This is a genomic window from Polaromonas sp. JS666 (assembly GCF_900103405.1).
Classification (GTDB): domain Bacteria; phylum Pseudomonadota; class Gammaproteobacteria; order Burkholderiales; family Burkholderiaceae_C; genus Polaromonas.
On sequence record NZ_FNHX01000012.1, the window covers coordinates 85757 to 110300 of the forward strand.

Consider the following 24544-nt stretch of genomic DNA (forward strand, 5'->3'; position numbering starts at 1 on the left):
TCGAGTACAAAAAAGCCCGGGCATGCCCGGGCTTTTTGCTTTGACTGGCGGCTCAGGGCCGCACGCCAGGCGCTTCCATCGCCATGCCCTTGGCGCGCGTCTTGAGGTAGAGCTCCAGCTCCACCAGCTCCTGCGCACCATAGGCAAAGGGCTCGGCGCGCACGCCGCTCATGCAGCCGCGCAGGCGGCGCTGCAGCGAACCCATGGCCTGCCATTCGAGGCGGTACACCGGGTAGCCCGTGGGGTGTGCTTCGGGGATCACGTTGCCGGCCAGGCGTTTGCCGGGCAGGCCGTCGTGGCATTGCGCGCAGGACAGGTTGAGTTGCCCGATACGTTGCGCGAACAGCTGCTGGCCGCGCTGGCGGAAGGGTTCCAGCCTGGCATCGTTGGGCGGCGCCAGCGGCAGGCCGCGTGACTGCAGCGCGACATAGGCTTCCAGGCCCAGCAGCTCCTGGCTCTCGGGGCGCAGCAGCGCGGCCTGCTGGTGCTGCAGGCGGCACTGGTTGATGCGCTGGCCCAGGGTGATGGGGCGGCCCAGGCCGGTATCAAACGCCGGGTAGCGCGCCGCCACGCCGCGCATGCTGCTTTGCGCCGCCGCGTGGCAGCTGATGCAGGCTTTGCCGCTGGCGCCCGCCGGCTGCTTCCACAGCGCCTCGCCGTCCTGCACCCACAGCATGCCGGGGTTGAGCGCATCGTCCTTCTGCATGGCCTGGGTGGCGGCGCCCATGTCCTCAAAGCCCGAGCGGCGGCTGTCCTTGGGGGGAGGGTTTTGCGCGCCTGCCGTGCCCATCAGGCACACCAGCAGCAGGGCCAGGATGCGCCTCATGCCGTGACGGCCAGCTGGATGCTTTCCGCCTGCGAAAAACCGTTGTCGCCTTCCCAACTGAGCACCAGCGTACCGCTCTCGGTGGCCACGGTATGGAAGGCGATGTAGGGATTGGCCGAGACGGCCGAAAACAGCTCGGCGCTGAACACCAGCTCGCCGTTGTAGCGGCAGCTGAAGGTCTGGATGATGTTGCGCGGCAAGACCTTGCCGTCCTCGCCGGCACGAAAGCCGGTTTCCATGGGGTGGCCTATGGTGGCGCGTATCTCTATGACTTCGCCGCGCCTGGCCGCGGAGGGGGCATTAATCAGGGTGCGGGCCATCAAGGCTCCCCCTCGATGCAGGCGGCAAGCGTGACGATGACGTTGACCGTATGCGACCAGTAGCTGCCGTCACTCATCTGCGCCACGGCCACCAGTTGCTGCGAGGTGGCCAGCCGTATGCGTGTGCTCACGCTGGCCTTGCCGGCGCGCGGGCCCAGCGTGAACCGGGCCACGTCGCGCTGGGGATTTTTTTCGTTGAAGACGGCGATGCTTTTGACATGGTCGGCGGCCGTCATGGGGCTGTCCACCGTGACGGTGATGGGCACCACATTGCCGTTGTCCACCAGTTCGGCGATGTCAAGCTTGACCTTGCCCGCGCGAACCGGCGCGCCCCGGGTGTAGGCCGCCACGGCCACCGCCAGGTCGCCCGCGGCGGCGGACGCGGGGCGCAGCAACACTCCCATGGCCAGGCCGGTGGCACCCGCCAGGATGCGGCGTCGGCGGGGCAGGGCGGGTGGGTGCATGGGCTGCGTCATGGCCGTCTCAGTTGCGCAGCGTGCGTAGGAAGGCCACCACGTCCTCGATCTGCTGTGGGTTCATGATGGGTTTTCCCTGCCAGGCGGTGCCCACGCGCACCAGGCCCTCGCTGGGGTAATAGGCCGGCATCATGCTGGCCGGGTTCAGGCGCTGCGCGTCGGCGATGCGCAGGCGCAGTTGGCCTTCGCTCCAGCGCGAGCCCGCGCCTGCCAGATCGGGCGCCAGGTTGCCCTGGAAGCGTTCTTCGGGAATCGGCCCGCTGTGGCACAGCAGGCACAGGCCCAGCTGCCGGCTGGCGACGAGGGCGCGGCCGCGCGCCGGGTCGCCGGGCGTGGCCGTCAGCGCCTGCGGGATCGCATCGCCGACCACCTGCAGCGGCGGCTGTGGTTGCTGTTGTTGCTGTGCTTGCGCGAAGCCGGTCCAGGGCGCCACCATCATCACCGCGCCGGCGATGGCGCCTTGCCAGTTCATGCTTTCTTGAGGTCGTGGTTTTTCAGCGGCAGCTCGCGTATGCGCTTGCCCGTGGCCGCGAACACGGCATTGAGCACCGCCGGCGCGGCAACCGCGATGGTCGGCTCACCCACGCCGCCCCAGAAGCCGCCCGAAGGCACGATCAGGGTTTCCACCGCGGGCATGTGCTGCATCTGCACCACGGGGTAGGTGCTGAAGTTGTCCTGCTCCATGCGCCCGTCTTTTTGCGTGCACTCGCCGAACAGCGCCGCGGACAGGCCGTAGGCGAAAGAGCCCTCGACCTGGGCCTCGATCTGCTGCGGGTTGACGGCGTAACCCGGATCGGTGGCCGCCACGATGCGGTGGATCTTGAGCACGCCGTCCGGGCTGACCGACACCTCGGCGCAGGCCGCCACATAGCTGCCGAAGCCCATGGTCTGGGCCAGGCCGCGGTAGACCTTCTGGCCGCCCACGTCGGGCGGCGCCACGCCCCACTTGACGCGCTCGGCCACGGCGTTGAGGACGGCCAGGTGCTTGGGGTGGCTGCCCATGAGCTTGCGCCGCAGGGCCAGCGGGTCCTGTTTGGTGGCGAAGGCGATTTCGTCGATAAAGGACTCGAGGTAGATGGTGTTCTGGTTCAGGTTCACGCCGCGCCAGAAGCCGGGCGGCACGCTGGGGTTGCGCATCGCATGGTCTATCAGCAGGTTGGGGAAGCTGTAGCCTATGGATGCTTCGGGCCCCGGCGCATTCAGGCCCTGGAACTGCACCGGGTCCAGCCCGTTGCGAATGTTTTGCGGAAACACGCCGGCCAGGATGGACTGGCCGGAGACACGCATGTGCAGGGCCGTGACATTGCCCTGCGCGTCCAGCCCGGCCTGCAGCTTGCACTGCGTCACCGGGTGGTAGCGGCCGTGCAGCATGTCTTCCTCGCGCGACCACAGCAGCTTGACCGGAACGCCCGGCATTTGTTTGGCGATGTCCACGGCCTGGCGCACCCAGTCGTGCACCGCGCCGCGGCGCCCGAAGCCGCCGCCCAGGTGGATTTTGTAGACCTCGCATTGGGCGACCGGCAACCCGGCCGCTTCGGAGGCGGCGGCCAGCGCCGCCTCGCCGTTCTGGGTGGGTGTCCAGACCTCGCAGCGCTGGGGCGTCCAGCGCGCCGTGGCGTTCATGGGCTCCATGGTCGCGTGGTTCTGGTGGGGGTAGGCATACACCGCTTCTATGCGCCTGGCCGCCGAGGCCAGCGCGGCCTTGGCGTCGCCGTTCTGGTTGCCGACCACCGCGTCGTTCGCGTCCAGCCCGGCCTTGAGCATCTGGGCCACGCTGGCGCTGGAATTGGCGGCATTGGGGCCGTTGTCCCATTCGATGGGCAGCGCGTCCAGCGCGGTCTTGGCGCGCCACCAGGTATCGGCCACGACGGCCACCGCGCTGTCCCCGACCGCCAGCACCTTCTTCACGCCGGGGCGTTTTTCGATCGCGGCGGCATTGAAGCTCTTGACCTTGCCGCCGAACACCGGGCAGTCCTTGATGGCCGCGTTGAGCATGCCGGGCAGTTTGAGGTCGGCGCCATAGACCTGCTTGCCCGTGACCTTGTCCTGCGTGTCCAGGCGCGCCAGGCGCTTGCCCACGAGCTTCCAGTCTTTCGGGTCCTTGAGCGTGACGTCGGCCGGTGGCGCCAGCCTGGACGCCGCGACGGCGACCTTGCCGTAGCTCACGCTGCGGCCGCTGGGCGTGTGCGTGACGAGGCTGTTGGCCGCGCGGCATTCGGACACCGGCACCTTCCATTCATTGGCCGCGGCCTGCACCAGCATCATGCGCGCGGTGGCGCCGCCCTTGCGCACGTAGTCGTGCGATTCGCGTATGCCGCGGCTGCCGCCGGTGGAGAAATTGCCCCAGGCCCGGTTGCGCGCGAGGTTCTGCCCCGGTGTCGGGTATTCAGTGCTGACTTTCGCCCAGTTGCATTCCAGCTCTTCGGCTACCAGCTGCGCCAGGCCGGTCAGGCTGCCCTGGCCCATTTCAGAGCGCGCGATGCGGATCACCACCGTGTCGTCGGGGCGCACCACGACCCAGGCGTTGATCTCCGGCGCGTCGGCGCCCTGGGCCGCGGCCTTGCCGGCGAAGGGAATGTGGAAGGCGACCACCAGGCCGGCCGATGCGCCCGAGGCCAGGAAGCGGCGGCGCGACAGCCGCGGCGATGCCGAAGCGGAAGAGGAGGGCAGGGTGGTGGTGCTCATGTCGTGCTCCCGTCGGTGTGCTGGATGGCGAGCGCCGCGCTCTTGGTGTTGCCGCCCGCGGCAACGACCTTGATGGCGGCGCGTATGCGGTTGTAGGTGCCGCAGCGGCAGATGTTGGTCATGGCCTCGTTGATGTCTGCGTCCGTCGGATTCGGCTTGGCCTTGAGCAGCGCCGCCGCCGCCATCACCATGCCGCACTGGCAGTAGCCGCACTGCGGCACGTCCAGCGCGACCCAGGCTTTTTGCACGGGGTGGGAGCCGTCGGGCGAGAGGCCCTCGATGGTCACGATTTTTTCGGCCGCGCCGACTGTGGAGACGGGCCGCACGCAACTGCGCGTGGGCACGCCGTCGATGTGCACGGTGCAGGCACCGCAGGCCGCGATGCCGCAGCCGTATTTGGTGCCGGTGAGCCCGAGCTGCTCGCGCAGGACCCACAGCAGCGGTGTGTCGTCCTCCACTTCAAACTCACGCACGGTACCGTTGACGTTCAGCTTTGCCATGGATGCGCTCCTCACGATTGAAAGAACCTGGATGGGCCGCAAGATAGTAGCGCCGGCGCATGTCGAATGCACCAGGGACTTCTATACCTGAGTAATGTGCTGACTTGCTCTTAATAATTAAGTTCGGCCGGGTAAACCCTTGTGATGACCGGTGGCTTGCCTCAGCGAACTTGCGCCAGCGGCAAGCCCATGAAAGCCGCATAACGCTGCGCGGCCAGGCGCAGCGCGCCCGCGCTGCCGCGCGGCAGCGGCGTGAAGGGCGCGGTGCTGATGCTGAGCCCGCCTTTTTTGACTTCCGCCTGCCAGGTGCCGGCCACGCGGCCGCCAAGCAGCAGCGCGGGGCGGAACAGGCCGTTGGGCGTCATGAGCTTGCCGGCATGCGCGGTATCGATGATGGCCTGGCGCTCGGTGTAGCCCAGCACATACTCGTCAAAACCCGCCAGCAGCTGCAGCGCCGGCTTGCCGGCCGGCTGGGCAAATGCCTGCGTACGTTTGGACCACCAGACGGTGTCGCCCCCAAACAGTGCATGCGCGAGGCCGGGGCCGGCCATCTCCAGCGCCGCCCTGGCTTCGCCGGCCGCCAGCCCGGACCACCATGTGAAGTCCGCCAGCGTGGCCGGGCCGTGGCTGGCGAAATAGCGCTGCGCGAGTTTTTTCAATGCCTCCTCGCGCGGCAGTTCAGGCTGCGGCGGCAGCCATTCGTCGAGCAGCGTGTAGCGGGCCTGCTTGCCCTGCGGGTCGCCCAGGCAGATCAGCCCGGCCTGGGCCGCGCGGTACAGGATGCGCCCGCCGCGCTGGCCTTCGGTGTCTATGCGGCGCCGGGCGAGTGCGGCAAAAAGTTCTGCGCGTGTGAGTTGTTGCCCGCCTTCAAGGCACTGGCGCAGGGCAGGCAGGATTTTGCGGAACGCGGCCTCATCAAGGTTCACCTCGCGGTAGGCGGCCGCGGTACGGGTCAGCAAGGCCGGCGCGGCCAGGGCCAGCAGCCAGCGCAGGTCGGTGGCCGCCGTCAGGTGCAGCGTGCCACGCAACACCCAGCTGCGCACCACCTTGCGCCTGGCCAGCGCATCCTCAATCGCCGCGTCGGTGACGGCAGGAGCCGCGAAGCGTGAACCGACGGCCCAGCGCGCATGGGCGTATTCCTGTGCCTGCACCGCGCCCATCCATTGCACGGCTTGCTCGACACGCTTGAAATCGGCCGGCCCGGAAGGCATGGAAGGCACGGGGGCCAGGCGCTGGCTGGCCAGCCGCAGCGCGATCAACTCCTGCCGCGAGATCTCCGCCATGCTCAGGCCATGCTTTCGATCATCGCGAGCATGCGGCCTTGCCAGGCCGCCGGCGAAAAGCGTTCGCGCAGCAGCGTTTGAGAGGCTTTCACCATGGCCTCGCGCCGCGGCACATCGGCGAGCAACTCGGCGCAGGCCCGCGGCAGGTCCTCGAGTTCGGCCATCACCATGTGCACGCCGGGAACAATGCCGAAATCCTCCCAACCCTCAAAGCTGTCGGACACCACGGCCGTGCCGGCCGCCCAGGCTTCGAAGGTGCGGAACTGGTCGAAGTAGCGCAGTTCGGGATCGGCATGCACATTGAGGTTGATGCGCGCGCCCGCGCGGCAGGCATCGCGCGCCGCGCCCCAGAGGCCGCTCCAGATGAATTCGGCCTTCAGCGGGTTCGCACCGGCGAGAAAGAGTCGCTCGGCTTCGCGCCGCCTGGCGGTGTCGCCGCCCAGCATGACGATGTCCCGCGTCCTGTCCGCTTCGGGCAGCGGCGCGCGCACATGTTTGTCCGCCACCAGGTAAGGCAGGCGCAGGCTTGTGAGGGATGGGAAATATTGCGCGAGGTAGCGCTCCATGGCGGCATCCATGGCCATCACGGCATGCAGGCCGGGCGCGATGGCGTCGAAGAGTTCGGCTTTGTGCCGATGCACCGTGGCCGAAGCGTTTCGTGTGAGCGGGTCGAACATCCACAGCACATGCCTGCCGTGCCGCGGCAGGCCGTGCCTGGCGAAGCGCGGAAGGGCGTAGATGCCGGCGACGAGCAGGTTGATGTCGCTGGGGCCCACCTCGGGCAACGGCGCCTCGGTGCTGTTGCCCATGTCGATGAACTCGACCTCGTGCCCGGCTTGCAGCAAGACCTCCATCCACAGGCGGACGGCACGGCCGAACAGGGTGTCTATATCGGTGTAGAGGTGGATTCTCAATGCGCTTCCCGTTTTTCTTTTGCTTATAGCGCAATTTCGCGACGGGGCCGCTCACCAGGGGTTGTAGGTGCCTATGCTCCACAGATGGCCTTCGGGATCGCGGCAGCTGAAGCCGCGGCCGCCGTAGTCCTCATCCTTGATGTCGATCACGATGGCGGCGCCCGCCGCCCTGGCGCGCAGGTACACGGTGTCAGCGTTATGCACGCAGACGTAGGCGCTTTGTGTTTCCACGCCGCCCAGCTCGTCCGGCTGCCGTATCAGCTTGCCCCACTCGGTGGGCACTTTGCCCACCGAGCCGAGCATGACCATGCCGCCGTCCAGCGTGAGCTGGGCATGCGCGATGGTGCCGTCGGGATTGGGATAGGCCACCTGCTTTTCAAAACCGAAAGCGCTGCACAGCCAGTCGATGGCGGCCGCCGCATCCCGGTAGCGCAGGCAGGGAATGATGAGTGAGTTCGACATGGCAGGCCTCCTTCAGGTCTGGGCAGACGCATGCGGGACTGCTGTTGATTTTGCACCTGCGGGTGTGGGCGTGCATGTGGCAAGACGCCGGATGCCAAAAAGCGGGGTGGCGGCATTAACGGCCGCGATCCACAAAAACTTTACACAGCCGCCCGCATTTTTTTGAGGCGATTCACGCCGCGGTGAAGCGGCCGGACAAGGACTTGCAGTAAGCCATAGGTAACAAGAAAGCCGGTTCTGCAGGTCTTTAAAGCAAAAGCGAACCTGTAAATGTAAGTAACAAGAATTCGTTGCTAAAAAATTGGGGAAAAAGCATGACACAAAATTAGCGGTTATTAATCACTTTTTCTTGCTTGTATCGTGTTTCACAATTGGTTACTGTGAACTAATTCACGAAAAAAGCTGTTTCGAGTGCGAGGCAGCCTGGTCCAGCGATTTGTAATTCTCGATTTTTCAATGGGATGCAGCAATGAAGCGTACCGATAGTGCCGGCATGCACGACGTTCTTTCTTATGCCCTTGCCCTGTACCTGGCTTTCCCAGTCGTCGCCTTGGCACAACAGCAGCCATCCACCATAGACCCGGGCCGGCTTCGTGAACGTTTTGATTTTCAGCCCGAACCTGAGCCCGCGCCGCCACCGCCGCAACTCAAGAGCGAGCCCGCCGAGCCCTTGCCCGATTCGCTCAAGACCACACGCGTGACGCTCAAGCAGGTCCGCATCGAGAGCGCCAGCGTGCTGCCGGGCAATGCCTTGCAGGCGCGCGCCGACAGCTATACAGGGCGCGAGATCACGGGTGCCGACATCCTCGAACTTGCGTCCTCGCTGACCGCGATGTACCGCAACGCGGGCTACATTCTTTCGCTGGTCGTGGTGCCGCCGCAGTCGCTCGCGGACGGCGTTCTGACGCTGCGCGTCGTCGAGGGCTACATCGCCCGCGTGAACATCCAGGCCGGGCCGGGTGTGAGCGCCCATGTGCAGGAACAGCTGATGCGCCTGGGCGAAAAGATCCAGGCCTCCAGGCCCGTGGAGGGCGCGGTGCTGGAGCGCTACCTGCTGATCGCCAACGATTTTCCCGGCGTGGAGTTGCGCAGCGTGCTCGCGCCTTCGCAGGCGCCGGGCGCGGCCGACCTCACCCTGGTCGCCAACGTCAAGCGGGTGGAAGGCTTTGCCTCTATCGACAACTACGGCTCCAAATATCTCGGGCCCACCCAGCTGACCTTGGGTGTGGTCGGCAACCAGCTGCTGGGCGTGAACGACCAGTGGCGTTTTGTCGGCGTGGGGACCGGCAACTCCGAAATGGCCTATACCCAGCTTTCCTACAGCCAGGTTGTCAGCACCGAAGGCCTGCGGCTGTCCGCCGCCGTGTCCCGCGCCCGCACGCAACCGGGCGACGTGCTCAGGCCTTTTGATGTGCACGGCAATGCCGACACGCTGTCGCTGTCCGCCGCCTACCCCTTGCTGCGCGGCCGCAACGAAAGCCTGACCGCGCGCGCGGCCTACGACCATTCCGACGTGCACACCGACGTGCTGGGCACCCGCGTGATCGAAGACCGCATACGCGCGTTGCGCCTGGGCCTGAGCTGGCGCGTGCTGGATAGCCTGGATGGGCAGAACGCGCTGGACGTCGATCTCAGCCAGGGGCTGGGCGGCACGCAGGAGTCCGATGTGCTCAAGAGCCGGGTGGGTGCCAAGGGCGTGTTCAACAAATTCACCTTCGACTACGAGCGCTCGCAGTTTGTCGGGTCGAACTTTTCCTTCACCGTGGGCGTGGGCGGCCAGTGGGCCAACACGCCGTTGCTGTCGTCGGAGCAATACGCGCTGGGCGGGCGGCGCTTCGGCCGGGCCTATGAGCCGGCGGAACTCGTGGGTGAACGCGCGCTGGCCTTTCGCATCGAGCCGCGCTATGCCGGTGGCGCCGCCGGCATGCCGGGGCTCAAGTCCTGGCAGCTGTTCGGCTTCTACGACATCGGCAAGGTCTGGAAGGTCGGCAGCGTCTCGCCCGGAACGCCGGCCAGCCAGAGCCTGGCCTCCGCCGGCCTGGGGCTGCGCCTCTTTCTTGAAAAAAACGTGGTCGCCGCGATCGAGGCGGCCTGGCCCTTGACCAAATCCATCGCGAGCTACCAGACCGGCGGCAAGAACCCGCGGCTGATGGGTTCGCTGCTGGCGCGGTTTTGATGATGTTCACTGGATCCGTCCCTGTTGTTCTTTGTCTTTTTTGCGTTCAAGAGGTGATTCCATGCAAGCCAAATTCCCTGCCCAGCGTCTGCGTCCCCCCGAACGGCGGCGGCCGTCTTTCGCACTGAAAACCCTTTCCGCGGCGGCGGCGCTGCTGTTCGCGCCGCCCGGCTGGACCGTCGACATCTTGGGCGCGACGGGCCTGCCGCAGAGCGGCACGGTGTTTTCCGGCACGGCCTCGGGTTCGGTGGCGGGCAACCAGATGACCATCAACCAGGCCAGCAACCGCGCTGTGATCGACTGGGTCTCGTTTGACATCAACCCCGGGAAAATGGTGCAGATCATCCAGCCCGGCGCTACCTCGGCGATGCTTAACCGCGTGACCGGCGATGCAAGCCCCTCGCAAATACTGGGCAGCCTGTCGGCAAACGGGATGGTGATGCTGATGAACCCCAACGGCGTGATGTTCGGGAACAACGCCGTAGTCAATGTGGGTTCGCTCATTGCCACCACAGGCAACATCGACGTCACCAACTTCATCAACACCGGTGGCGCGCAGATCACCGGGGCCGTCGGCAGCGTCACCAACCGCGGCAGCATCACCGCGCAAAATGCCGGCCTGGTGGCTTTGGTCGCGCCTTCGGTCACCAACCACGGCAGCATCACCGCCACCGGCGGCACCATCGCGCTGGCCGGCGCCACGGCCGCCACGGTGTCGCTCAACGGCGGCCTGTATGAATTCGCCATCGCCGGCGGGGCGACGGGCAGCAGCGTGTCCAACGAGGCCGGCTCCAGCCTGAACGGCGCGACCTTGCGGCTGGGCGTGGGCGACGCGGCCAACCTGCTGTCGGGCGTGATCAACCTCGAGGGCGTGCAGCAGGCCAGCAATGCCATTGTCGTGAACGGCAACGCGGTGGTGCTCAAGTCGGCGCTGCAGGCGCCTAGCGTCAGCGGCAATTCCAACCATATCGACGTCTATGGCGGCGCGCGCATTCAGGACGCTGTGAACATCGCCAAGACCGGCACGCCCGGCGCGGGCGCGGGCGCGGCCGTGGACGTGCACGGAGGCACATACACCGAGCAAGTCACCCTGAACAAGGCCAACCTGACGCTGACGGGCATGAATGGGGCCAATATCGACGTGCTCGAGGGAAAAACCGGAGTAGACATCACCGCGAATGGCGTGACGGTTGAAGGCATGCAGGTCACAGGCCCTTACAGCCAGAACTTCGCTGCCATCAACTGGACTGGCCTGAGTACGACGGGGGTGAGGATTGCGTCAGGCGTGACCGGCGCGACCGTACGTAACAACACGATTAAAAATGTCCGAAGCGGGATTCAGGTCACCAACGCTGCTGCCGATATCACCGGAAACCTGATTGAAAACACCAAGGGCGCCATCCTTGTGCGTTCGAACAATGTGACCATGTCGGGCAATTCCAGAGGGTTGTTGGGTAATGAATGGGACATCGTTTTTCTGGACGGCGTAGCGAATGGCTCCTATTTTGTGTCTCCGCATGTCAGCGAAGCGCAGTATGGGGCCGGCGTGATGGCCATGTCTGCGGCCAACGGCAACATGCATATTCTTGATCGCCGCTACGGCGACAACGGGCTCTTGGGCTCCACGCCGCAATTTGGCAACCGCTCGCACGTTACCGTCAGTTCGGGCGCCAATTTCACCGCTGCCGACGACTTCAACCTCGGCAACGGCCTTGGCAACGACCGGCAGCCACTGGGCACGATCCAGGCCGGCATGAATGCCGTGGTCACGGGAGGCGCGGTGAATGTGACAGCAGGGACCTATGTCCAGCCGTCAACCCTCGTCATCAATAAGAGCCTGACTCTGTCCGGGGCCGGCGAGTCTGCCACCGTGATTGACTCCCGTGGTGTCAGTGGCTACGGCATACAGGTCAAGGCCGACAATGTGAATCTGCAAAATTTCACGCTCTACGGGCCCAGCGCCAACGTCGCTTCGGCCTACGGCATCAAGGTGGCGCCCGTGGGCGGCGCCTCGGCCCGGTTGCACAACTTCACGATCCGCAACGTGACCAGCCGCGGCGCGGGCCGGGCCGAGCTGGACCTCAACGGCGTGGACGGCGCGCTCATCGACCATGTCACGGCCAACGGCGCGCCCGTGGGCAATGACGCGGGCAGCACACAGGGCGCGGGCATCCAGCTGACCGATAGTGCCAACGTGACGGTCAGCAACAGCACCACGCTCAACAACGACTGGGGCGGCCTGGCGCTTTACCAGGCCAACCGCTTCTACAACCAGCAGATGAACAACATCACGGTGGCGGGCAACAACAGCTTCACCGAGCGCAACCCGGTCTATATGCAGGACGAGTCGGCCAGCAACAACTTCGGCACGCTCAGCATCGCCGGCTTCGATTTCGCGGTGCGCAACGCCAGCAGCGCGGGCAACAACAACCAGTACACCTGGCTTCAGGCCTCGCAGCAAAACGCGTTTGACTACGCCGTCAACCTGGGCAGTTCCGCCTCCAGCTATGTGCAGGGCTGGAACGGCGCGCAGGCCACGCAGGATTTCCACGTCGGCATCGGCAGCCTGCTGGGCGGCGGCACGCAGGCCCTGTCCATCAACACGGCGCTGGGCAACGCGGGCAACGGCGCCAACATCCGAGTGGGCGCGGGCACGTATGCCGAGAACGTGGTGGTGAACAATCCCTACAACCTCTACTTCAGCGGCAGCACGCTGCATAGCCTGGCGCTCAATGCCGGCGCGGGCGGCTCCGGCATCGCCGGCACGGTGACGGCCGACGGCGCGGGCGGCATCGTGTTCCAGGCGCCGGTCAGCCTGCTCGGCGACACCACGTTGGCCACCCTGGGCGCCGACATCACGCTCAATGGCGATATCCAGAACGCCGGCGGGACGGCCCGCGCGCTGAGCCTGCTCGCCGGCTCGGGCGCCAACCGCGGCAATGTGCATATGCTGTCCGGCGGCACCGAGGCCAACGCGCTGGGCCAGTTCGAAGTGGTGTCCAGCGCCTTCAGCCTGGACAGCACGCTCTGGGTCAAGGGCTACGGCATAGACGCCCTGGGCAATGTCGCGCTGAGCAACCACACCCTGCGCGGCCAGGACGCCAGCGCCACCAACACCCTGAACGCCGGCGGCGACGTCAGCGGCTCCACCATCAGCCAGGGCACCGTCCAGGTCACCAGCGGCGGCGACGTCTCGGCCAATGTGACGGCCAGCGAAGTGGCGGTGGCCGCCGTGGGCGACGTGAGCGGCACCACCACCAGCCAGGGCAATGTGCAGATCAGCAGCAGCACCGGCGACATCAGCGGCAACATCAGCGGCAGCAATGTGACCGTGCAGGCGCAGGGCGACATCAGCGCCACCACCACCAGTGTGGGCAATGTGCAGGTCAGCAGCAGCACCGGCAACGTCAGCGGCAGCATCAGCGGCACCAGTGTGGTCGTGCAGGCGCAGGGCGACATCAGCGCCACCACCACCAGTGCGGGCAATGTGCAGATCAGCAGCAGCACCGGCAACGTCAGCGGCAGCATCAGCGGCAGCAATGTGGTCGTGCAGGCGCCGCAGGGCGACGTGAACGTGGTGGTGGTCGCCTCGAACTCCGCTTCGCTGGCCGGCGAATCGGTGGTGGCCAGTGTGGCGGCGCCGGTGGTGGCGGTGGCCGCCGTCGGCGACGCCCAGGTGACAGGCTCGTCCTCCCAGATCACGGTGACCGCCGCCAGCGGCAGCGTCAGCGGCAATTTCGGGCAGGTGACGAATTCGGGCGGCGGCCTGGTCAACGTCAACGGCAAGCCCCAGGGCAACCAGCAGCTGTCGTCCAACGCTGAAAACAACCGCGTGATTCCGTCCGGCAGCAACCTGGCCGAAGGCGCGCCCGCCGAGCAGCCCGTGCTTCAGCTGGCCCAGGCCGCCGGCCTGGTGGGCGACACCGAGGTGCGCACGGTCCGGAGTTCACCGTCCGGCGCCGGCGAGGCCCTGAACAACGGCCAGGCGGTCGAGCTCGACATGTCGCCCAAAAACGAGCGGGAGAAGGAATAAGGGAAAAGAAAGCCCCGGGGAGGCCGGAGAAGGCGCAAAAAACCGGCTCAGCGCCGGTATTGTTCCTGTACTTGCTGCGCCTGCAGGCTGGCGGCGAGGGTTGGGGTCGCGGCTTGCGCGGCCTGGATTTCGGGGGGGCGGGCTGCTGCCGCCTGGGAAACCGGCAGGGCCGCCGTGCGCTCGGTCTCCGGGGTGGTGCCTGTTGGCTGCACGCGGCGGGCGCCGTCAAAGCGGCGCTGCCAGTAGCTCACGCCCATGCTTTCGACGCGCACTTCGGCGCCGGGTTTGGGGGAGTGGATGAATTTGCCGTCGCCGACATAAATGCCGACATGGCTGAAAGCGCGCCGCATGGTGTTGAAAAACACCAGGTCGCCGGGCTGCAGCTCGTTTTTCTCGATGCGCTGGGTGGCTGCGGCCTGTTGTTCGGCCCGGCGCGGCAACAGCAGGCCGACGCTTTGTTCGTAGATGGCGCGCACAAAGCCGCTGCAGTCAAAACCGGTTTCCACCGTATTGCCGCCGCGTTTGTAGGGAACCCCCAGGAAACCCATGGCATTGACCACGAGTTCGGACGCCTTGTTGCTGACGCTTTGGCGGACCTGGCCGATTTGCGTGAGCAGGCCTTTGTCGGCCAGCATCTTGTCCATGTCATCGCCGGAGTTGCCCGGCGCCGCATGCACGCCGGCTGCCAGCAAAGCGGCAGAGGCAATGATGAGGGCAGGGGCAATTTTTCGCATGGCGCCTAGGATACTTGACAGATCTGTCCTACGTCAACCTCAAGTGGCTTCTTGATAAGCTTTACAAACCCTTGATTTGTAACGAGTTTATCTAGGGGAAAACCCCTTTTTACGCTCCAGGTCCTATGCTTGCATATGAAAAAGGCGCATCGGCGGCCTCCGAAGGGCCCGCTGCCGTGGCCCACGCTACGGCTGCCGGCCCTGGTTTGATTTAAGGAGTGAAATGTGAAGCTGTTCAAGGCTACATATGCAAAGTTCGCTCCTGTTTTGATAGCGATTTTCGCGATCGGCACGCCTGCCCAGGCGCAGGCCTTCCGCCCGGAAACCGTGGCCAGCGGCCTGGGAAATCCCTGGGGCCTGGCTTTTTTGCCGGGCGGCCGTTTTCTGGTGACCGAGCGCCCGGGCCGGCTACGCGCCATCTCGGCCGACGGCAGGCTGGGCCCGCCCGTGGCCGGGCTGCCGCAGATAGCCGCTGGCGGGCAGGGCGGCCTGCTGGACCTCATCACCGACAGCGACTTTGCCCGCAACCGAACGGTCTTTTTCTGTTTTTCCGAACCTGGCCCCGGGGGCCGCGGCAACAGCACGGCCCTGGCGCGGGCAAGCCTGAGCCCCGACGAGACCCGGCTGGAAAATCTCAAGATCATCTTCAGCCAGAAACCCAAGGTGGCCAGCAGCGCGCACTTCGGCTGCCGCATCGTCGAAAGCCGGGCCGGCGCGGGCGGCGCCGCCGACGGCAAACTCTTTCTCACGCTGGGCGAGCGCTTTTCGCGCAAGGAAGACGCCCAGGCCCTGGATAACCACCACGGCAAGATTGTCCGCATCCACAAAGACGGCTCGGTGCCGCAAGACAACCCCTTTGTGGGCAAGGCCGGGGCCCTGCCCGAGATATGGAGCTACGGCCACCGCAATGCCCAGGGCGCGACGCTGGCGCCCGACGGTACTTTCTGGATGCATGAGCACGGCCCGCAAGGCGGCGACGAAATCAACCTCCCCAAGGCCGGCGCCAACTACGGCTGGCCCGTCATCACCTATGGCGAGAACTACGGCGGCGGCAAGATAGGCGAGGGCATCACCGAAAAAGCCGGTATGCAGCAGCCCCTGCATTTTTGGGTGCCGTCCATCGCGCCTTCGGGCATGGCCTTTCTGACCAGCGAGCGCTACGGCAAGGCCTGGCAGGGCAACCTGTTTGTCGGCTCGCTCAAGTTCGGCTACCTGGACCGCATTGAGCTGTCGGCGCCTTTTACGACACCTTCTACCGGCAAGGTGGTGCGCGAAAGCAAGCTGCTCACTGAACTCGGCGAGCGCATACGCGACGTGCGCCAGGGCCCGGACGGCCTGCTTTATGTGCTGACCGACAGCAGCAAGGGCAAGCTCATCCGCCTGCTACCGGGGAACTGATCAGTTCGGCGTGACGGCCGCGATCAGGTCCAGCTCGACGGCTGCATTCTTGGGCAGCTGCGCCACGCCCACCGAGGTGCGCGTGTGCGTGCCGGCTGTGCCCAGCACCGCATGCAGCAGGTCCGAGGCGGCATCGGCCACCTCGCTTTGCTGACTGAAGTCGGCTGCGGACTGCGTGTAGACCGTCACGCGCAGGATTTGCTGGATACGGTCCAGGCTGCCCAGGCTTTGCCGCAGCAGCACCAAGGCGCGCATGGCGCAGACTTTGGCGGCCAGCTGGGCCTGGGCCAGCGAAACGTCGGCACCGACGCGGCCGGTGACCACCACGGTGCTGCCCACGCGCGGCACCTGGCCGCTGACATAGACCACGTCGCCGTGCCGCACGGTGGACACGTAGTTGCCGCCTATCTTGAGTTCACCTTCAAAACTGTAGCCGAGGGCGCTTTCCTGGGCGGCAAAACGGGCATCGCGTGAGTCTTCCATGGCAGGGGCTTTCTTTCTGGGTAGTTATATATAGAGGGAGGCGGGTATCCAGGGGGCTTAGCTGGGGCTTTTGAGCCGCAGCAGGCTCAGCCCCAGCAGGCCGAAGGCGCCGCCGCAGATGCGGTTGAACAGCCGGGCCCGGCGCGGCGTGCCGAACCAGCGGTGCGTGTGGCGCGCCAGCAGCACGTACACCATGTGGGAGCTCAGCACGCAGGCGGCAAACGCGCTGGTCAGCGCCAGGAATTGCGGCAGCACAGGCGCTTCGGGATGGATGAACTGGGGAAACAGCGCGGTGAAAAACAGAATGCTTTTCGGGTTGGTCAGCGCCACCAGCAGGCCCTGGCGGAACAGCGCGGCATTGCTTTTGCCGGGTTGCGACTGCTGCGGCAGGGGCGTGTCGAACATCGAGGTCTTGCTGGTCCACTGGCGCCAGCCGAGGTAGACCAGGTAGACCGCGCCCACCGCTTTGAGCACCGCGAACAGCCAGGCCGAGGTATGCAGCAGCGTGCCCAGGCCGGCCATCGCCGCGGCCGAAACCGAGAACACGCCCAGCACGTTGCCCGCCGAGCTCCACAGCGTCTTGCGCGGCCCCCAGGCCACGGCATTGGAGACCGCCAGCAAAATGCCCGGCCCGGGGCTGAGCGCGGTCACAAGTGAAATGGTGATGAACAAAAGCCAGGCGGAAGTGGTCATGGGCGTGGGTCAAGAGTGGAGGGAACGAAGATCGAATTTAGCGCGGCGGCCTCAAACCGGCTTGGCGCTGCGGTATCGCCCGCGCGCGGCCTGGGTGATTCCCGACAGCCGGCCCAGCCATTGTTGGGCCGCCACCGCCAGCCTTTGCGGCAGCGATACGCGGGCCGGCTGGCTGACCAGGCAGGCGGCGGCGCCGTGCTGGGCGGTGACCGTGATCCAGCCATCGTCGGCGACGGTGTGCGATTGCCCGGGCTCCAGCGACGCGGCGTCGCGAAACACCTGCTCGCCCAGCCAGCGCGGCGCGCCCGTCACCAGCAGCGTGCCCGAGGTGCTGATCAGCGCGCTGCCGGCCTTGCTGTGGAAGAACAGTGATTCACCGGCGTCAAGCTCAAGGTGGCGAGGGGCGGGGCGGTGCTGCATGGCGGCTCCAATCAGGGGTGGTCGGTCGGGGAGGGCATGGCTGCAAGATTAAGGAAAGCGCCTCATTCCCGACAGATGCACACAAGCTCTTTCTGTATCGGTACAGAAGGCTTTTCCCCCATCTGTTATGGTCTGGTTTTGCCCCATCTGTGGCTGTGTCGCCGCAGTCCCTTCACGGATCATTCAGCCCATGGACGTGTTACCCCTGGCCCCAACCCCTGCGCAAGCTCCTTCGCAGCCGCTTTACCTGCGGCTTTCCAGCCATTACCGGCAGGCGATCCAGTCAGGCGTGCTTTTGCCCGGCGAGCGCATGCCTTCGGTCAGGGCGCTGACGCGGCTGCACCAGGTCAGCCTGTCGACCGCGGTGGAGGCCTGCCACACACTGGAGGACGAAGGCCTGCTCGAAGCGCGGCCGCGTTCCGGCTACTTTGTGCTCAAGCGCCGGCGCACCGACCTGCAGCCGCCCAGCGAGCCCGAGTCCGGCCGCAAGCTGGACCCGGCCCAGTACGTCGGCGTGCACGACCGCGTCTCAGACTTTGTCGCCAAATGCGATGTCTATCCGCTGGTCACCAACCTTGCGGGCACTTACGGCTCGCCCGCCATGTACCCGGCCGAGGCGCTGAAAAACGCCGCCACGCGGACCCTGCGCAAACACCCTTTCCTGCTGGTGACCGCGCCTGATTTCCTGCACGATTCGCCGCTCAATGCCGTGCTGGCCAAGCGCGCGCTGGAAGCCGGCATGCAGCTCTCGCCCGAAGACATCCTGGTCACCCACGGCTGCATAGAGTCGCTCAACATCGCCCTGCGCGCGGTGGCGCAGCCCGGCGACACCGTCGCGGTGGAGTCGCCCACCTACCACGGCCTGCTGCAAATCCTCGAAAGCTTGGGCCTGCGCGCGCTGGAGATTCCCACCAGCCCGCAGCAGGGCATTTCCGTCGAGGCGCTGGACCTGGCCCTGCGCACGCACGACAGGATTCGCGCCGTGGTGGTCATGCCCAATTTCCACAACCCGCTGGGCAGCGTCATGCCCGATGCCGAAAAGGAAAAGCTGGTGCGCCTGTGCGAGCGCCAGCGGGTCGCCGTGATCGAGGACGATACCTACGGCGCCCTGGGCCCCGACGACATTCCCCTGAAGGCCGCCAAGGCCTGGGACCGTGACGGCTCGGTGATTTACTGCGCCTCGCTGCGCAAGACCCTGGCGCCCGGCCTGCGCCTGGGCTGGGTCGCCGGCGGCCGCTGGCAGGCCCGCATCCACATGATCAAGTACGCGCAAAGCCGTGCCAATGAAGTCCTGGCCCAGTACACGGTGGCCGAGTTCATGGCCTCCAGCGCCTACGACCGCCACATGGCCAGGCTGCGCCGCATGCTCAACGTCCAGCGCGAGCAGATGGCCGAGGCCATCGCGGCCCACTTTCCGGCCGGCACCCGCCTGTCGGTGCCCCGGGGCAGCATGATGCTGTGGGTGGAGCTGCCGGCCGGCAGTTCGGCACAGGCCGTCTTCGACACCGCCATACGCCAGGGCATACGCGTCGCGCCGGGTTCGATGTTTTCCAATTCGAAGCGCTTCGACAACTTTTTGCGCATCAGCTGCGGTGAGCCCTTTTCCAGCCAGGTCGACGAAGCCTTGCGCACGCTGGCGGCGATTGTCTCGGCCCAGGCCCCTAAGGCTTGACGCTAGTGCGCCGCCGCGTGGCTGCGTTTCACAAAGAACAGGCCCGCGCCCACCGCCATCAGCATGCCGCCGAACACCCGGTTCTGCAGCCGGATCGCGCGCGCATTTTTGAACAGCGTCTGCAGCCGGCTGGCCGCGAAGGCATAGCCGTGCATCACCACGGTGTCCACCGCCACCGTGGTCACGGCCATCACCAGCAGCTGCGGCCATAGCGGTCGGCTGGGGCTGATGAACTGCGGCAGCACCGCCACCATAAACAGAATGCCCTTGGGATTGGTCACATTGGTCAGCAGGCCTGTGAGGAAGCGGCGTTTCGCTGAGAGGCCGTTGGCATCGGCAATACCGGCCTCGCCATCCGCCGCGATGCCGTTCGACGAGCGCCACTGCGCCCAGCCAATGTAGATCAGGTACAGCGCGCCCAGGATCTTGACAACGCTGAAAGCCAGCTCCGACGCCACCAGCAGCGAACCCACACCCGCACCCGCCACCAGCAGGATGACCACCAGCCCGATCTGCAAACCGGCAATCGTCGCGCGCGTGCGCCGCAGGCCGAAACTCAGGCCATGGCTCATGGCCAGCACGGCGCCCGAACCCGGCGACAACGCGATCAGGATGGAGGCGAGGAAGTAGGCGGTCCAGGTGTCAAGGGCCATGGTGTGTCTGCAATCAGGGAGGTCAGGAAGGAGGGGATGAGGGGCGTAAAAACGCCTGCCATCCTACAGCGAACCGGGCAGGCCCGCAGGTATCATGCCGCATGGCTTCCAGGGGATACGCGCAAAGTCGACTCACGCAAACCGGCCGTGCCGCGCAGCTGTGGGTGATCGAGTGGTGGCGGCTGGTGCACCTGGGGGCGATCATCCTGGTGCTGACGCTGTCGCCGTCCAGCTACAGCCCGCAAAGCCGGGCCATCCTGGCGCGGCATATCTACGTCAACACCGCGCCGATTCTTTTGTGGTTCACGGTGCTGTGCGCGCTGGTGACGGTGGTGCTGACGCGTATCGTGCTGGTGACGGCGCTCAGTTATGGCCTGTCGCAGTATGCGCTGCAGGTGGTGATTCGCGTGCTGGTGCTGGAGCTGATCCCGCTGACGGCGGCGCTGTTTGTGGCGCTGCGTTGCACGATTCCCGACGGTGCTGAACTGACGGCCATGCAGGCCAGCGGCGAGCTCGACGAGATGCGGCGCCAGGGGATTGAGCCGGTGCGGCGCGAAGTGCTGCCGCGCGTGGTGGCGGGCATGTTCTCGGGCATCACGCTGGCGGCGCTGAGCTGCGTGGTGGCGCTGGTGGTGGCCTATGTCGCGACCTACGGCTTTGCGCTGTCGGGCCTGGCGGCCTATACCCGGCTGTTCGGCCAGGTGTTCAGCCCGGCGGTGACGCTGATCTTTGTGCTCAAGACATTGTTTTTCTGTCTGGCCGTATCGCTGATTCCCATGGCCTCGGCGCTCTACGGCATGTCCGAGGCCAGCGTGCGCACCAGTGCCGAGATGCGCGGGCTGGTGCGCATGTTCGCGGTGATTCTGCTGATTGAGGTGGCATCGCTGGTCGGCAATTACTATTGATCCCCACAAGAAGAAAACAAGCCCATGAGTTCATCCCACGACAATCCCACCCCACCGCCGGACCGGCCGGACCCGCTGCAGCCGGCGCGCGAGGCCCGGCAGTCCTCGCCCGCGGAAATCGCCAGCCTGGAGTTCAAGGCCAGGCTGCTGCTGCTTTTTATGCTGCTGCTGGTGTGCGGCTCGGCGCTGTATGTGATGTATGCGCGCGGCGCGTTTGAGTCCACCCAGCGCCTGGTGCTGATCGCCGACGATTCCGACGGTGTGGTGGTAGGCATGGACCTGACGTTTTCGGGTTTCCCCATAGGCCGGGTCAACCGCGTGGAACTGGCGCAGGACGGCAAGGCCCGCATCCTGGTCGACGTGGCCGCCAAGGACGCCCACTGGCTGCGCACCAGCAGCGTGTTCACCCTGGTGCGCGGCCTGGTCGGCGGCACCGCCATACGCGCCTACACCGGGCTGCTGAACGACCCGCCGCTGCCCGAGGGCGCGGAGCGCACCGTGCTGCTGGGCGACGCGGCCGCCGAGGTGCCCAAGGTGATCGCCGCGGCCAAGGACCTGATCGAAAACCTCAACACCCTGACCGGCGAGGGCGGCTCGGTGGGCGCCAGCCTGGCCAACCTGAAAACCCTGACCGACAGGCTCAATGGCCCGGGTGGCGCGCTCACGGTGTTGCTGGGCAGCGAGGCCGAGGCCAAAAAATTCGCCGCCACGCTGGACCGCACGAATGCCTTGCTCACCAAGCTGGACGGCCTGGCCGCCAAGACCGACACCCAGGTCTTCGGCGACAAGGGCCTGATGCCCGAAACCCGGGCCACCGTGGTGCAGCTCAACACCATGCTGGGCGAGGCCCGCACCAGCCTCAAAAAGGTCGACGCGCTGCTGCAGGACGCCCAGGCTGTGACGCGCAACGCCAAGGACGCCACGGCCGACCTGGGCGCGCTGCGCGCCGACGTGGAAGCCAGCCTGCGCAAGGTGGAAGGCCTGATCAACGAGATCAGCCGCAAATGGCCTTTTGCCAAGGATGCGAGCGAGGCGGAGATGAAACTGCCATGAACACCACCGCCACAAAACTTGCCGCATTGCTGATGGCCGCCGGGCTGCTGGCCGGCTGTTCCAGCGGCCCACGTGCGCCCGACTGGCAGCTCGAAGCCAAGGGCTCGATGGACCGTTCCGTTGCCGCCTATATGGAAGGTAACAGCCGCGTCGAGACGGCCGAGCTGGAGCGCGCGCGCGGCCAGCTCACACGCTCGGGCCGCGCCGACCTGCTGGCCACGGCCGAGCTGCTGCACTGCGCGACGCGCGTCGCCAGCCTGGTGCTGGACGAGCCCTGCAGCGGCTTTGAAAAGCTGCGGCCAGACGCCACCGAGGCGCAACGTGCCTACGCCGATTACCTCAAGGGCCGGGTGCAGCCGCAGGGCATTGCACTGCTGCCTGAAACGCAGCGCGCCGCCGCGGCCGGCAATGCGGGCGCCCTGGACGGCATCACCGATCCTTTGTCCAGGCTGGTGGCGGCCGGTGTGCTGCTGCAAACCGGCAAGGCCAGCCCGGCCGTGATCCGCCAGGCGATAGACACCGCCTCGGCCCAGGGCTGGCGGCGCCCGCTGCTGGCCTGGCTGGGCGTGGAGCTGCGCCGGGTGGAGCAGGGCGGTGATGCCGACCAAGCCGACCGCCTGCGCCGCCGCATTGAGCTGACACAAAACATGCCCGCCCCAGTGAAGCCATGAGGAAAACACCGTGAGTTACCGGCTCAGGCTGTACGCCTATGAAGATGCCTCCGAAGGAGAGCTGCAGGCGGCCGAGCAGCGCTTTCGCGCGGCGCTGGAGGACGCGCTGGGCCATGAAAGCCTGGTGCTGCCGGTCTACAACGCCTATATGCGGCTGGTCGCGACCTATGGCGAGTCGCCGGCGGAAGACGTGCTGTCGACCGATGAACTGGAGATCTTCAGCCAGTGGCAGGCGGCGGAGCTGGCGGCCGTGACGGCCGCGCTGGGCCCGCACCGCTATATGGGCGATGCGCAGTTCGAGATTCGCCCGGCGTAGACCGGTCAGGGTGAGCGGCTAAGACGCGGCGAGGCCAGTGCCTGCAACTGGTCCGAGATCGCCGTCTCCACGCCCGGGAGCTGCTTGAACATCTGTGCTTTTTCAAGCGTGGCGTGCAGCTGCCGCAAATCCTTGCTGCTGGTGGTGGCCTTGATCTGGGCGATGGCCGCCGTCGTGTTGCCGCTTTTGAGCACCGCCAGCATTTTGCTGACCCATTCGCTGGCGGCCGGTCGTTTCTGGTTCATGCGGGCATTGTAGGGTTGGCCCGGAAAGCCGCGGGCTTGACCTTGAGTGCACTCTAGGATTTTTAATGCCTCCAAGCCCTCGCAGCCTGCCGGGCCCCACGCCCGGTGCGACGGGCATTCCAGGAGATTCCTCATGAGCACAGCATCCACCCCCTCCATTACCTCGGCCAACAAGGAGCGCATACGGCAGGTCATGGCCGAACTGGACAAAGGCAACGGCAAGCCCTTTATCGAAGCCATGGCCGACGATGTTTCGTGGACCATTCCCGGAGACACGCCATGGTCGCGCACCTACGGCGGCAAGCAGGCGGTCCTGCAGGAACTGCTGCGGCCTGTGTATGCCCAATTCGCCACGCCTTACTTCAGCACCACGCGCCGTGTGATGGCGGACGGCGACATGGTCGTCATCGAATTCGACGGGCGGGTCACCACCAAGGCAGGCAAGGCCTACAACAACCGGTATTGCTATGTTTGCCGCATGGAGGGCGGGCGGATCAAGGACCTGGTGGAGTACTTCGACACCGCGCTGGTGAACTCGGCGCTCGATGCCCCGTCCCCGGCCCATGCATCGGAACTTGCCGCCTGAGGCGCAACTTCATACAGTGGCGCATGGCTGAAACCTTTTTGATCGGGCAACTCGCCGAGCGCACAGGGCGCAGCGTGCACACCATACGCTGGTACGAGGCGCAGGGCCTGATCCCCGGCGTGGCGCGCGACGGCGGGCGCCGCCGCGTCTACGGCGAGCTGCACATCAGCTGGCTGGACTTGATGGACAGGCTGCGGCGCACCGGCATGTCAATTGCCGAAATGCGCGAATACACCACGCTGGTCAAGCAGGGCCGCAGCACCCTGGCCAAGCGGCAGGCGCTGCTGCGGGCGCACCGTGAGCAGGTCAAGGACATGATTGCCGAGTGGCAACTGGCGCTCAAGCTGCTGGACAGCAAGATCGATTTCTACGACGAATGGGTAGCTTCGGGCAAACGGCCGGTACTGAAGGTGGTGGAGGGCTCTGCCGCGCTCTCATCCCGGCCCAAGGCAAAGCCGCGCCGGCCCCTGAAGGCCTAACCGGCGGGAAGCTCCAGCGCATCGAGCAGCAGGCGCAAGCCGGCCAGCGCTGCTTCGCCGCCTTCCATCTGCGCCCGCACGATGGCGCCGTCCACGGCCAGCGCCGCCGCGCTGGCGACAGCTTGCTGGCGCGGGCCGGCCGGCAGCAGGCCGGCAATGGCTTGGCGCATCTCGTTTTTGTGGTTCTGCACGATCTGCGCGACGCCGGGCAGGGCGCCCGCCTCGGCCATGGCATTGATGAAGGCGCAGCCGCGAAACAGCGGGTCGGCAAACCATTCGGCCAGCGCGGGCACGAGCGGCGCCAGGCCGCCGCCGGCTGTTGCGCCGTGCCGCCCCAGGGCATCGACAAACCAGGCCATCCAGCGCTCGTGGCGGTAGTCCAGGAAGGTGCGTATCAGCTCGTCCTTGCTCGGAAAGCAGCGGTAGAAAGTGAGCTTGGCCACGCCCGACTCGGCAATGATGCGGTCTATACCGGTGGCGCGCAGGCCGTCGCGGTAGAACAGGTCGTGCGCGGTCAGCAGGATGCGCTCGCGCGGGGAGGGGGCTGAGACGTCCATGGCC

General features: G+C 66.2%; 26 protein-coding genes. 10 read left to right on the forward strand and 16 right to left on the reverse strand.

The window, feature by feature from the left end; all coding sequences use genetic code 11:
* Positions 1 to 52: 52 nt before the first annotated feature.
* The 9 genes from soxA to BLQ85_RS21250 form a co-directional block, all read right to left on the reverse strand.
* Complete coding sequence (gene soxA, locus BLQ85_RS21210) at positions 53 to 826, reverse strand: sulfur oxidation c-type cytochrome SoxA (RefSeq protein WP_074579950.1); 774 nt, start codon at positions 824 to 826, stop codon at positions 53 to 55.
* On the reverse strand, positions 823 to 1146 hold the full coding sequence (gene soxZ / locus BLQ85_RS21215) for a thiosulfate oxidation carrier complex protein SoxZ (RefSeq protein WP_074579951.1): 324 nt from the start codon (positions 1144 to 1146) through the stop codon (positions 823 to 825). Before soxZ ends, soxA begins: the two co-directional genes overlap by 4 nt.
* Complete coding sequence (locus BLQ85_RS21220; protein ID WP_074579952.1) at positions 1146 to 1622, reverse strand: SoxY-related AACIE arm protein; 477 nt, start codon at positions 1620 to 1622, stop codon at positions 1146 to 1148. Before BLQ85_RS21220 ends, soxZ begins: the two co-directional genes overlap by 1 nt.
* A 7-nt stretch (positions 1623 to 1629) precedes the next feature.
* Positions 1630 to 2094, reverse strand: coding sequence for a sulfur oxidation c-type cytochrome SoxX (gene soxX, locus BLQ85_RS21225; protein WP_074579953.1), 465 nt, complete (start codon positions 2092 to 2094; stop codon positions 1630 to 1632).
* Entirely contained in the window at positions 2091 to 4307 is a 2217-nt protein-coding gene (locus BLQ85_RS21230; RefSeq protein WP_074579954.1) for a xanthine dehydrogenase family protein molybdopterin-binding subunit, read from the reverse strand. The genes soxX and BLQ85_RS21230 overlap by 4 nt, the downstream gene beginning before the upstream one ends.
* Positions 4304 to 4807 (reverse strand): (2Fe-2S)-binding protein, encoded by a 504-nt coding sequence (locus tag BLQ85_RS21235; RefSeq protein ID WP_074579955.1) that lies wholly within the window; start codon positions 4805 to 4807, stop codon positions 4304 to 4306. Before BLQ85_RS21235 ends, BLQ85_RS21230 begins: the two co-directional genes overlap by 4 nt.
* A 161-nt stretch (positions 4808 to 4968) precedes the next feature.
* The gene (locus tag BLQ85_RS21240; RefSeq protein WP_083336947.1) at positions 4969 to 6090 is read right to left on the reverse strand and encodes a winged helix DNA-binding domain-containing protein; all 1122 of its coding nucleotides are present in this window, start codon (positions 6088 to 6090) and stop codon (positions 4969 to 4971) included.
* Positions 6091 to 6092: 2 nt separating this feature from the next.
* Positions 6093 to 7004, reverse strand: a complete 912-nt coding sequence (locus BLQ85_RS21245; protein WP_074579956.1) for a glycosyltransferase family protein — start codon at positions 7002 to 7004, stop codon at positions 6093 to 6095.
* 51 nt (positions 7005 to 7055) lie between these two features.
* Positions 7056 to 7466, reverse strand: a complete 411-nt coding sequence (locus BLQ85_RS21250; RefSeq protein ID WP_074579957.1) for a VOC family protein — start codon at positions 7464 to 7466, stop codon at positions 7056 to 7058.
* Positions 7467 to 7935: 469 nt separating this feature from the next.
* On the opposite strand from BLQ85_RS21250, the gene BLQ85_RS21255 reads away from it, so the two are divergent.
* Both BLQ85_RS21255 and BLQ85_RS21260 read left to right on the forward strand, forming a co-directional pair.
* Positions 7936 to 9642, forward strand: a complete 1707-nt coding sequence (locus BLQ85_RS21255) for a ShlB/FhaC/HecB family hemolysin secretion/activation protein (RefSeq protein WP_074579958.1) — start codon at positions 7936 to 7938, stop codon at positions 9640 to 9642.
* Positions 9643 to 9703: 61 nt separating this feature from the next.
* Positions 9704 to 13675 (forward strand): two-partner secretion domain-containing protein, encoded by a 3972-nt coding sequence (locus BLQ85_RS21260; RefSeq protein WP_074579959.1) that lies wholly within the window; start codon positions 9704 to 9706, stop codon positions 13673 to 13675.
* Positions 13676 to 13722: 47 nt separating this feature from the next.
* Here the strand turns inward: BLQ85_RS21260 and BLQ85_RS21265 are convergent, their stop codons facing one another.
* Positions 13723 to 14409 (reverse strand): C40 family peptidase, encoded by a 687-nt coding sequence (locus BLQ85_RS21265; protein ID WP_074579960.1) that lies wholly within the window; start codon positions 14407 to 14409, stop codon positions 13723 to 13725.
* A gap of 267 nt (positions 14410 to 14676) precedes the next feature.
* Here BLQ85_RS21265 and BLQ85_RS21270 point away from each other — a divergent pair, with 267 nt between their 5' ends.
* Positions 14677 to 15807: a PQQ-dependent sugar dehydrogenase gene (locus tag BLQ85_RS21270; protein WP_371327327.1), complete on the forward strand. Its 1131-nt coding sequence runs from the start codon at positions 14677 to 14679 to the stop codon at positions 15805 to 15807.
* Here the strand turns inward: BLQ85_RS21270 and BLQ85_RS21275 are convergent, their stop codons facing one another.
* From BLQ85_RS21275 to BLQ85_RS21285, 3 genes are read right to left on the reverse strand one after another with little or no spacing between them, the layout of a single operon-like run.
* Complete coding sequence (locus BLQ85_RS21275; RefSeq protein WP_074579961.1) at positions 15808 to 16290, reverse strand: RidA family protein; 483 nt, start codon at positions 16288 to 16290, stop codon at positions 15808 to 15810.
* 57 nt (positions 16291 to 16347) lie between these two features.
* A complete protein-coding gene (locus tag BLQ85_RS21280; protein WP_074579962.1) occupies positions 16348 to 16983 on the reverse strand; it encodes a LysE family translocator in 636 nt (211 codons plus the stop codon).
* 51 nt (positions 16984 to 17034) lie between these two features.
* The gene (locus tag BLQ85_RS21285) at positions 17035 to 17403 is read right to left on the reverse strand and encodes a hypothetical protein (protein ID WP_074579963.1); all 369 of its coding nucleotides are present in this window, start codon (positions 17401 to 17403) and stop codon (positions 17035 to 17037) included.
* 190 nt (positions 17404 to 17593) lie between these two features.
* Between BLQ85_RS21285 and BLQ85_RS21290 the strand changes: the two genes are divergently transcribed.
* Complete coding sequence (locus BLQ85_RS21290) at positions 17594 to 19075, forward strand: aminotransferase-like domain-containing protein (protein ID WP_074579964.1); 1482 nt, start codon at positions 17594 to 17596, stop codon at positions 19073 to 19075.
* A 2-nt stretch (positions 19076 to 19077) separates the two neighbouring features.
* Here BLQ85_RS21290 and BLQ85_RS21295 read toward each other — a convergent pair whose 3' ends face one another.
* Positions 19078 to 19728 carry a LysE family transporter gene (locus BLQ85_RS21295; RefSeq protein WP_074579965.1) on the reverse strand — a complete coding sequence of 217 codons (651 nt, stop codon included), beginning with the start codon at positions 19726 to 19728 and terminating at the stop codon, positions 19078 to 19080.
* A 101-nt stretch (positions 19729 to 19829) separates the two neighbouring features.
* On the opposite strand from BLQ85_RS21295, the gene BLQ85_RS21300 reads away from it, so the two are divergent.
* Genes BLQ85_RS21300 through BLQ85_RS21315 form a run of 4 tightly spaced genes read left to right on the forward strand, consistent with a single transcriptional unit; the run spans position 19830 to position 22673 of the window.
* Entirely contained in the window at positions 19830 to 20633 is an 804-nt protein-coding gene (locus BLQ85_RS21300; protein ID WP_074579966.1) for an MlaE family ABC transporter permease, read from the forward strand.
* Between the two features lie 24 nt (positions 20634 to 20657).
* Positions 20658 to 21686: an MlaD family protein gene (locus tag BLQ85_RS21305; RefSeq protein ID WP_074579967.1), complete on the forward strand. Its 1029-nt coding sequence runs from the start codon at positions 20658 to 20660 to the stop codon at positions 21684 to 21686.
* Positions 21683 to 22357, forward strand: a complete 675-nt coding sequence (locus BLQ85_RS21310; protein ID WP_074579968.1) for a hypothetical protein — start codon at positions 21683 to 21685, stop codon at positions 22355 to 22357. The genes BLQ85_RS21305 and BLQ85_RS21310 overlap by 4 nt, the downstream gene beginning before the upstream one ends.
* A 10-nt stretch (positions 22358 to 22367) precedes the next feature.
* Positions 22368 to 22673 (forward strand): hypothetical protein, encoded by a 306-nt coding sequence (locus BLQ85_RS21315; RefSeq protein ID WP_074579969.1) that lies wholly within the window; start codon positions 22368 to 22370, stop codon positions 22671 to 22673.
* A gap of 5 nt (positions 22674 to 22678) precedes the next feature.
* Here the strand turns inward: BLQ85_RS21315 and BLQ85_RS21320 are convergent, their stop codons facing one another.
* Entirely contained in the window at positions 22679 to 22918 is a 240-nt protein-coding gene (locus tag BLQ85_RS21320; protein ID WP_074579970.1) for a hypothetical protein, read from the reverse strand.
* Between the two features lie 133 nt (positions 22919 to 23051).
* On the opposite strand from BLQ85_RS21320, the gene BLQ85_RS21325 reads away from it, so the two are divergent.
* Together BLQ85_RS21325 and BLQ85_RS21330 are read left to right on the forward strand one after the other, a co-directional pair.
* Entirely contained in the window at positions 23052 to 23504 is a 453-nt protein-coding gene (locus BLQ85_RS21325; RefSeq protein WP_074579971.1) for a nuclear transport factor 2 family protein, read from the forward strand.
* 23 nt (positions 23505 to 23527) lie between these two features.
* Complete coding sequence (locus BLQ85_RS21330; RefSeq protein WP_074579972.1) at positions 23528 to 23983, forward strand: MerR family transcriptional regulator; 456 nt, start codon at positions 23528 to 23530, stop codon at positions 23981 to 23983.
* Here the strand turns inward: BLQ85_RS21330 and BLQ85_RS21335 are convergent.
* Positions 23980 to 24540 (reverse strand): TetR/AcrR family transcriptional regulator, encoded by a 561-nt coding sequence (locus BLQ85_RS21335; RefSeq protein WP_074579973.1) that lies wholly within the window; start codon positions 24538 to 24540, stop codon positions 23980 to 23982. The genes BLQ85_RS21330 and BLQ85_RS21335 overlap by 4 nt on opposite strands.
* Between the last annotated feature and the right edge of the window lie 4 nt (positions 24541 to 24544).

Bases quoted from the DNA above. Each gene is read 5' to 3' on its own strand.
- BLQ85_RS21240 (WP_083336947.1), bottom strand. From the start codon at position 6,090: ATGGCGGAGATCTCGCGGCAGGAGTTGATCGCGCTGCGGCTGGCCAGC.
- BLQ85_RS21310 (WP_074579968.1), top strand. From the start codon at position 21,683: ATGAACACCACCGCCACAAAACTTGCCGCATTGCTGATGGCCGCCGGG.
- BLQ85_RS21220 (WP_074579952.1), bottom strand. From the start codon at position 1,622: ATGACGCAGCCCATGCACCCACCCGCCCTGCCCCGCCGACGCCGCATC.
- BLQ85_RS21255 (WP_074579958.1), top strand. From the start codon at position 7,936: ATGAAGCGTACCGATAGTGCCGGCATGCACGACGTTCTTTCTTATGCC.
- BLQ85_RS21330 (WP_074579972.1), top strand. From the start codon at position 23,528: ATGGCTGAAACCTTTTTGATCGGGCAACTCGCCGAGCGCACAGGGCGC.
- BLQ85_RS21325 (WP_074579971.1), top strand. From the start codon at position 23,052: ATGAGCACAGCATCCACCCCCTCCATTACCTCGGCCAACAAGGAGCGC.
- BLQ85_RS21305 (WP_074579967.1), top strand. From the start codon at position 20,658: ATGAGTTCATCCCACGACAATCCCACCCCACCGCCGGACCGGCCGGAC.
- soxX (WP_074579953.1), bottom strand. From the start codon at position 2,094: ATGAACTGGCAAGGCGCCATCGCCGGCGCGGTGATGATGGTGGCGCCC.
- BLQ85_RS21285 (WP_074579963.1), bottom strand. From the start codon at position 17,403: ATGCAGCACCGCCCCGCCCCTCGCCACCTTGAGCTTGACGCCGGTGAA.
- BLQ85_RS21300 (WP_074579966.1), top strand. From the start codon at position 19,830: ATGGCTTCCAGGGGATACGCGCAAAGTCGACTCACGCAAACCGGCCGT.
- BLQ85_RS21250 (WP_074579957.1), bottom strand. From the start codon at position 7,466: ATGTCGAACTCACTCATCATTCCCTGCCTGCGCTACCGGGATGCGGCG.
- BLQ85_RS21235 (WP_074579955.1), bottom strand. From the start codon at position 4,807: ATGGCAAAGCTGAACGTCAACGGTACCGTGCGTGAGTTTGAAGTGGAG.
- soxA (WP_074579950.1), bottom strand. From the start codon at position 826: ATGAGGCGCATCCTGGCCCTGCTGCTGGTGTGCCTGATGGGCACGGCA.
- BLQ85_RS21280 (WP_074579962.1), bottom strand. From the start codon at position 16,983: ATGACCACTTCCGCCTGGCTTTTGTTCATCACCATTTCACTTGTGACC.
- BLQ85_RS21320 (WP_074579970.1), bottom strand. From the start codon at position 22,918: ATGAACCAGAAACGACCGGCCGCCAGCGAATGGGTCAGCAAAATGCTG.
- BLQ85_RS21265 (WP_074579960.1), bottom strand. From the start codon at position 14,409: ATGCGAAAAATTGCCCCTGCCCTCATCATTGCCTCTGCCGCTTTGCTG.
- BLQ85_RS21260 (WP_074579959.1), top strand. From the start codon at position 9,704: ATGCAAGCCAAATTCCCTGCCCAGCGTCTGCGTCCCCCCGAACGGCGG.
- BLQ85_RS21295 (WP_074579965.1), bottom strand. From the start codon at position 19,728: ATGGCCCTTGACACCTGGACCGCCTACTTCCTCGCCTCCATCCTGATC.
- soxZ (WP_074579951.1), bottom strand. From the start codon at position 1,146: ATGGCCCGCACCCTGATTAATGCCCCCTCCGCGGCCAGGCGCGGCGAA.
- BLQ85_RS21275 (WP_074579961.1), bottom strand. From the start codon at position 16,290: ATGGAAGACTCACGCGATGCCCGTTTTGCCGCCCAGGAAAGCGCCCTC.
- BLQ85_RS21290 (WP_074579964.1), top strand. From the start codon at position 17,594: ATGGACGTGTTACCCCTGGCCCCAACCCCTGCGCAAGCTCCTTCGCAG.
- BLQ85_RS21335 (WP_074579973.1), bottom strand. From the start codon at position 24,540: ATGGACGTCTCAGCCCCCTCCCCGCGCGAGCGCATCCTGCTGACCGCG.
- BLQ85_RS21230 (WP_074579954.1), bottom strand. From the start codon at position 4,307: ATGAGCACCACCACCCTGCCCTCCTCTTCCGCTTCGGCATCGCCGCGG.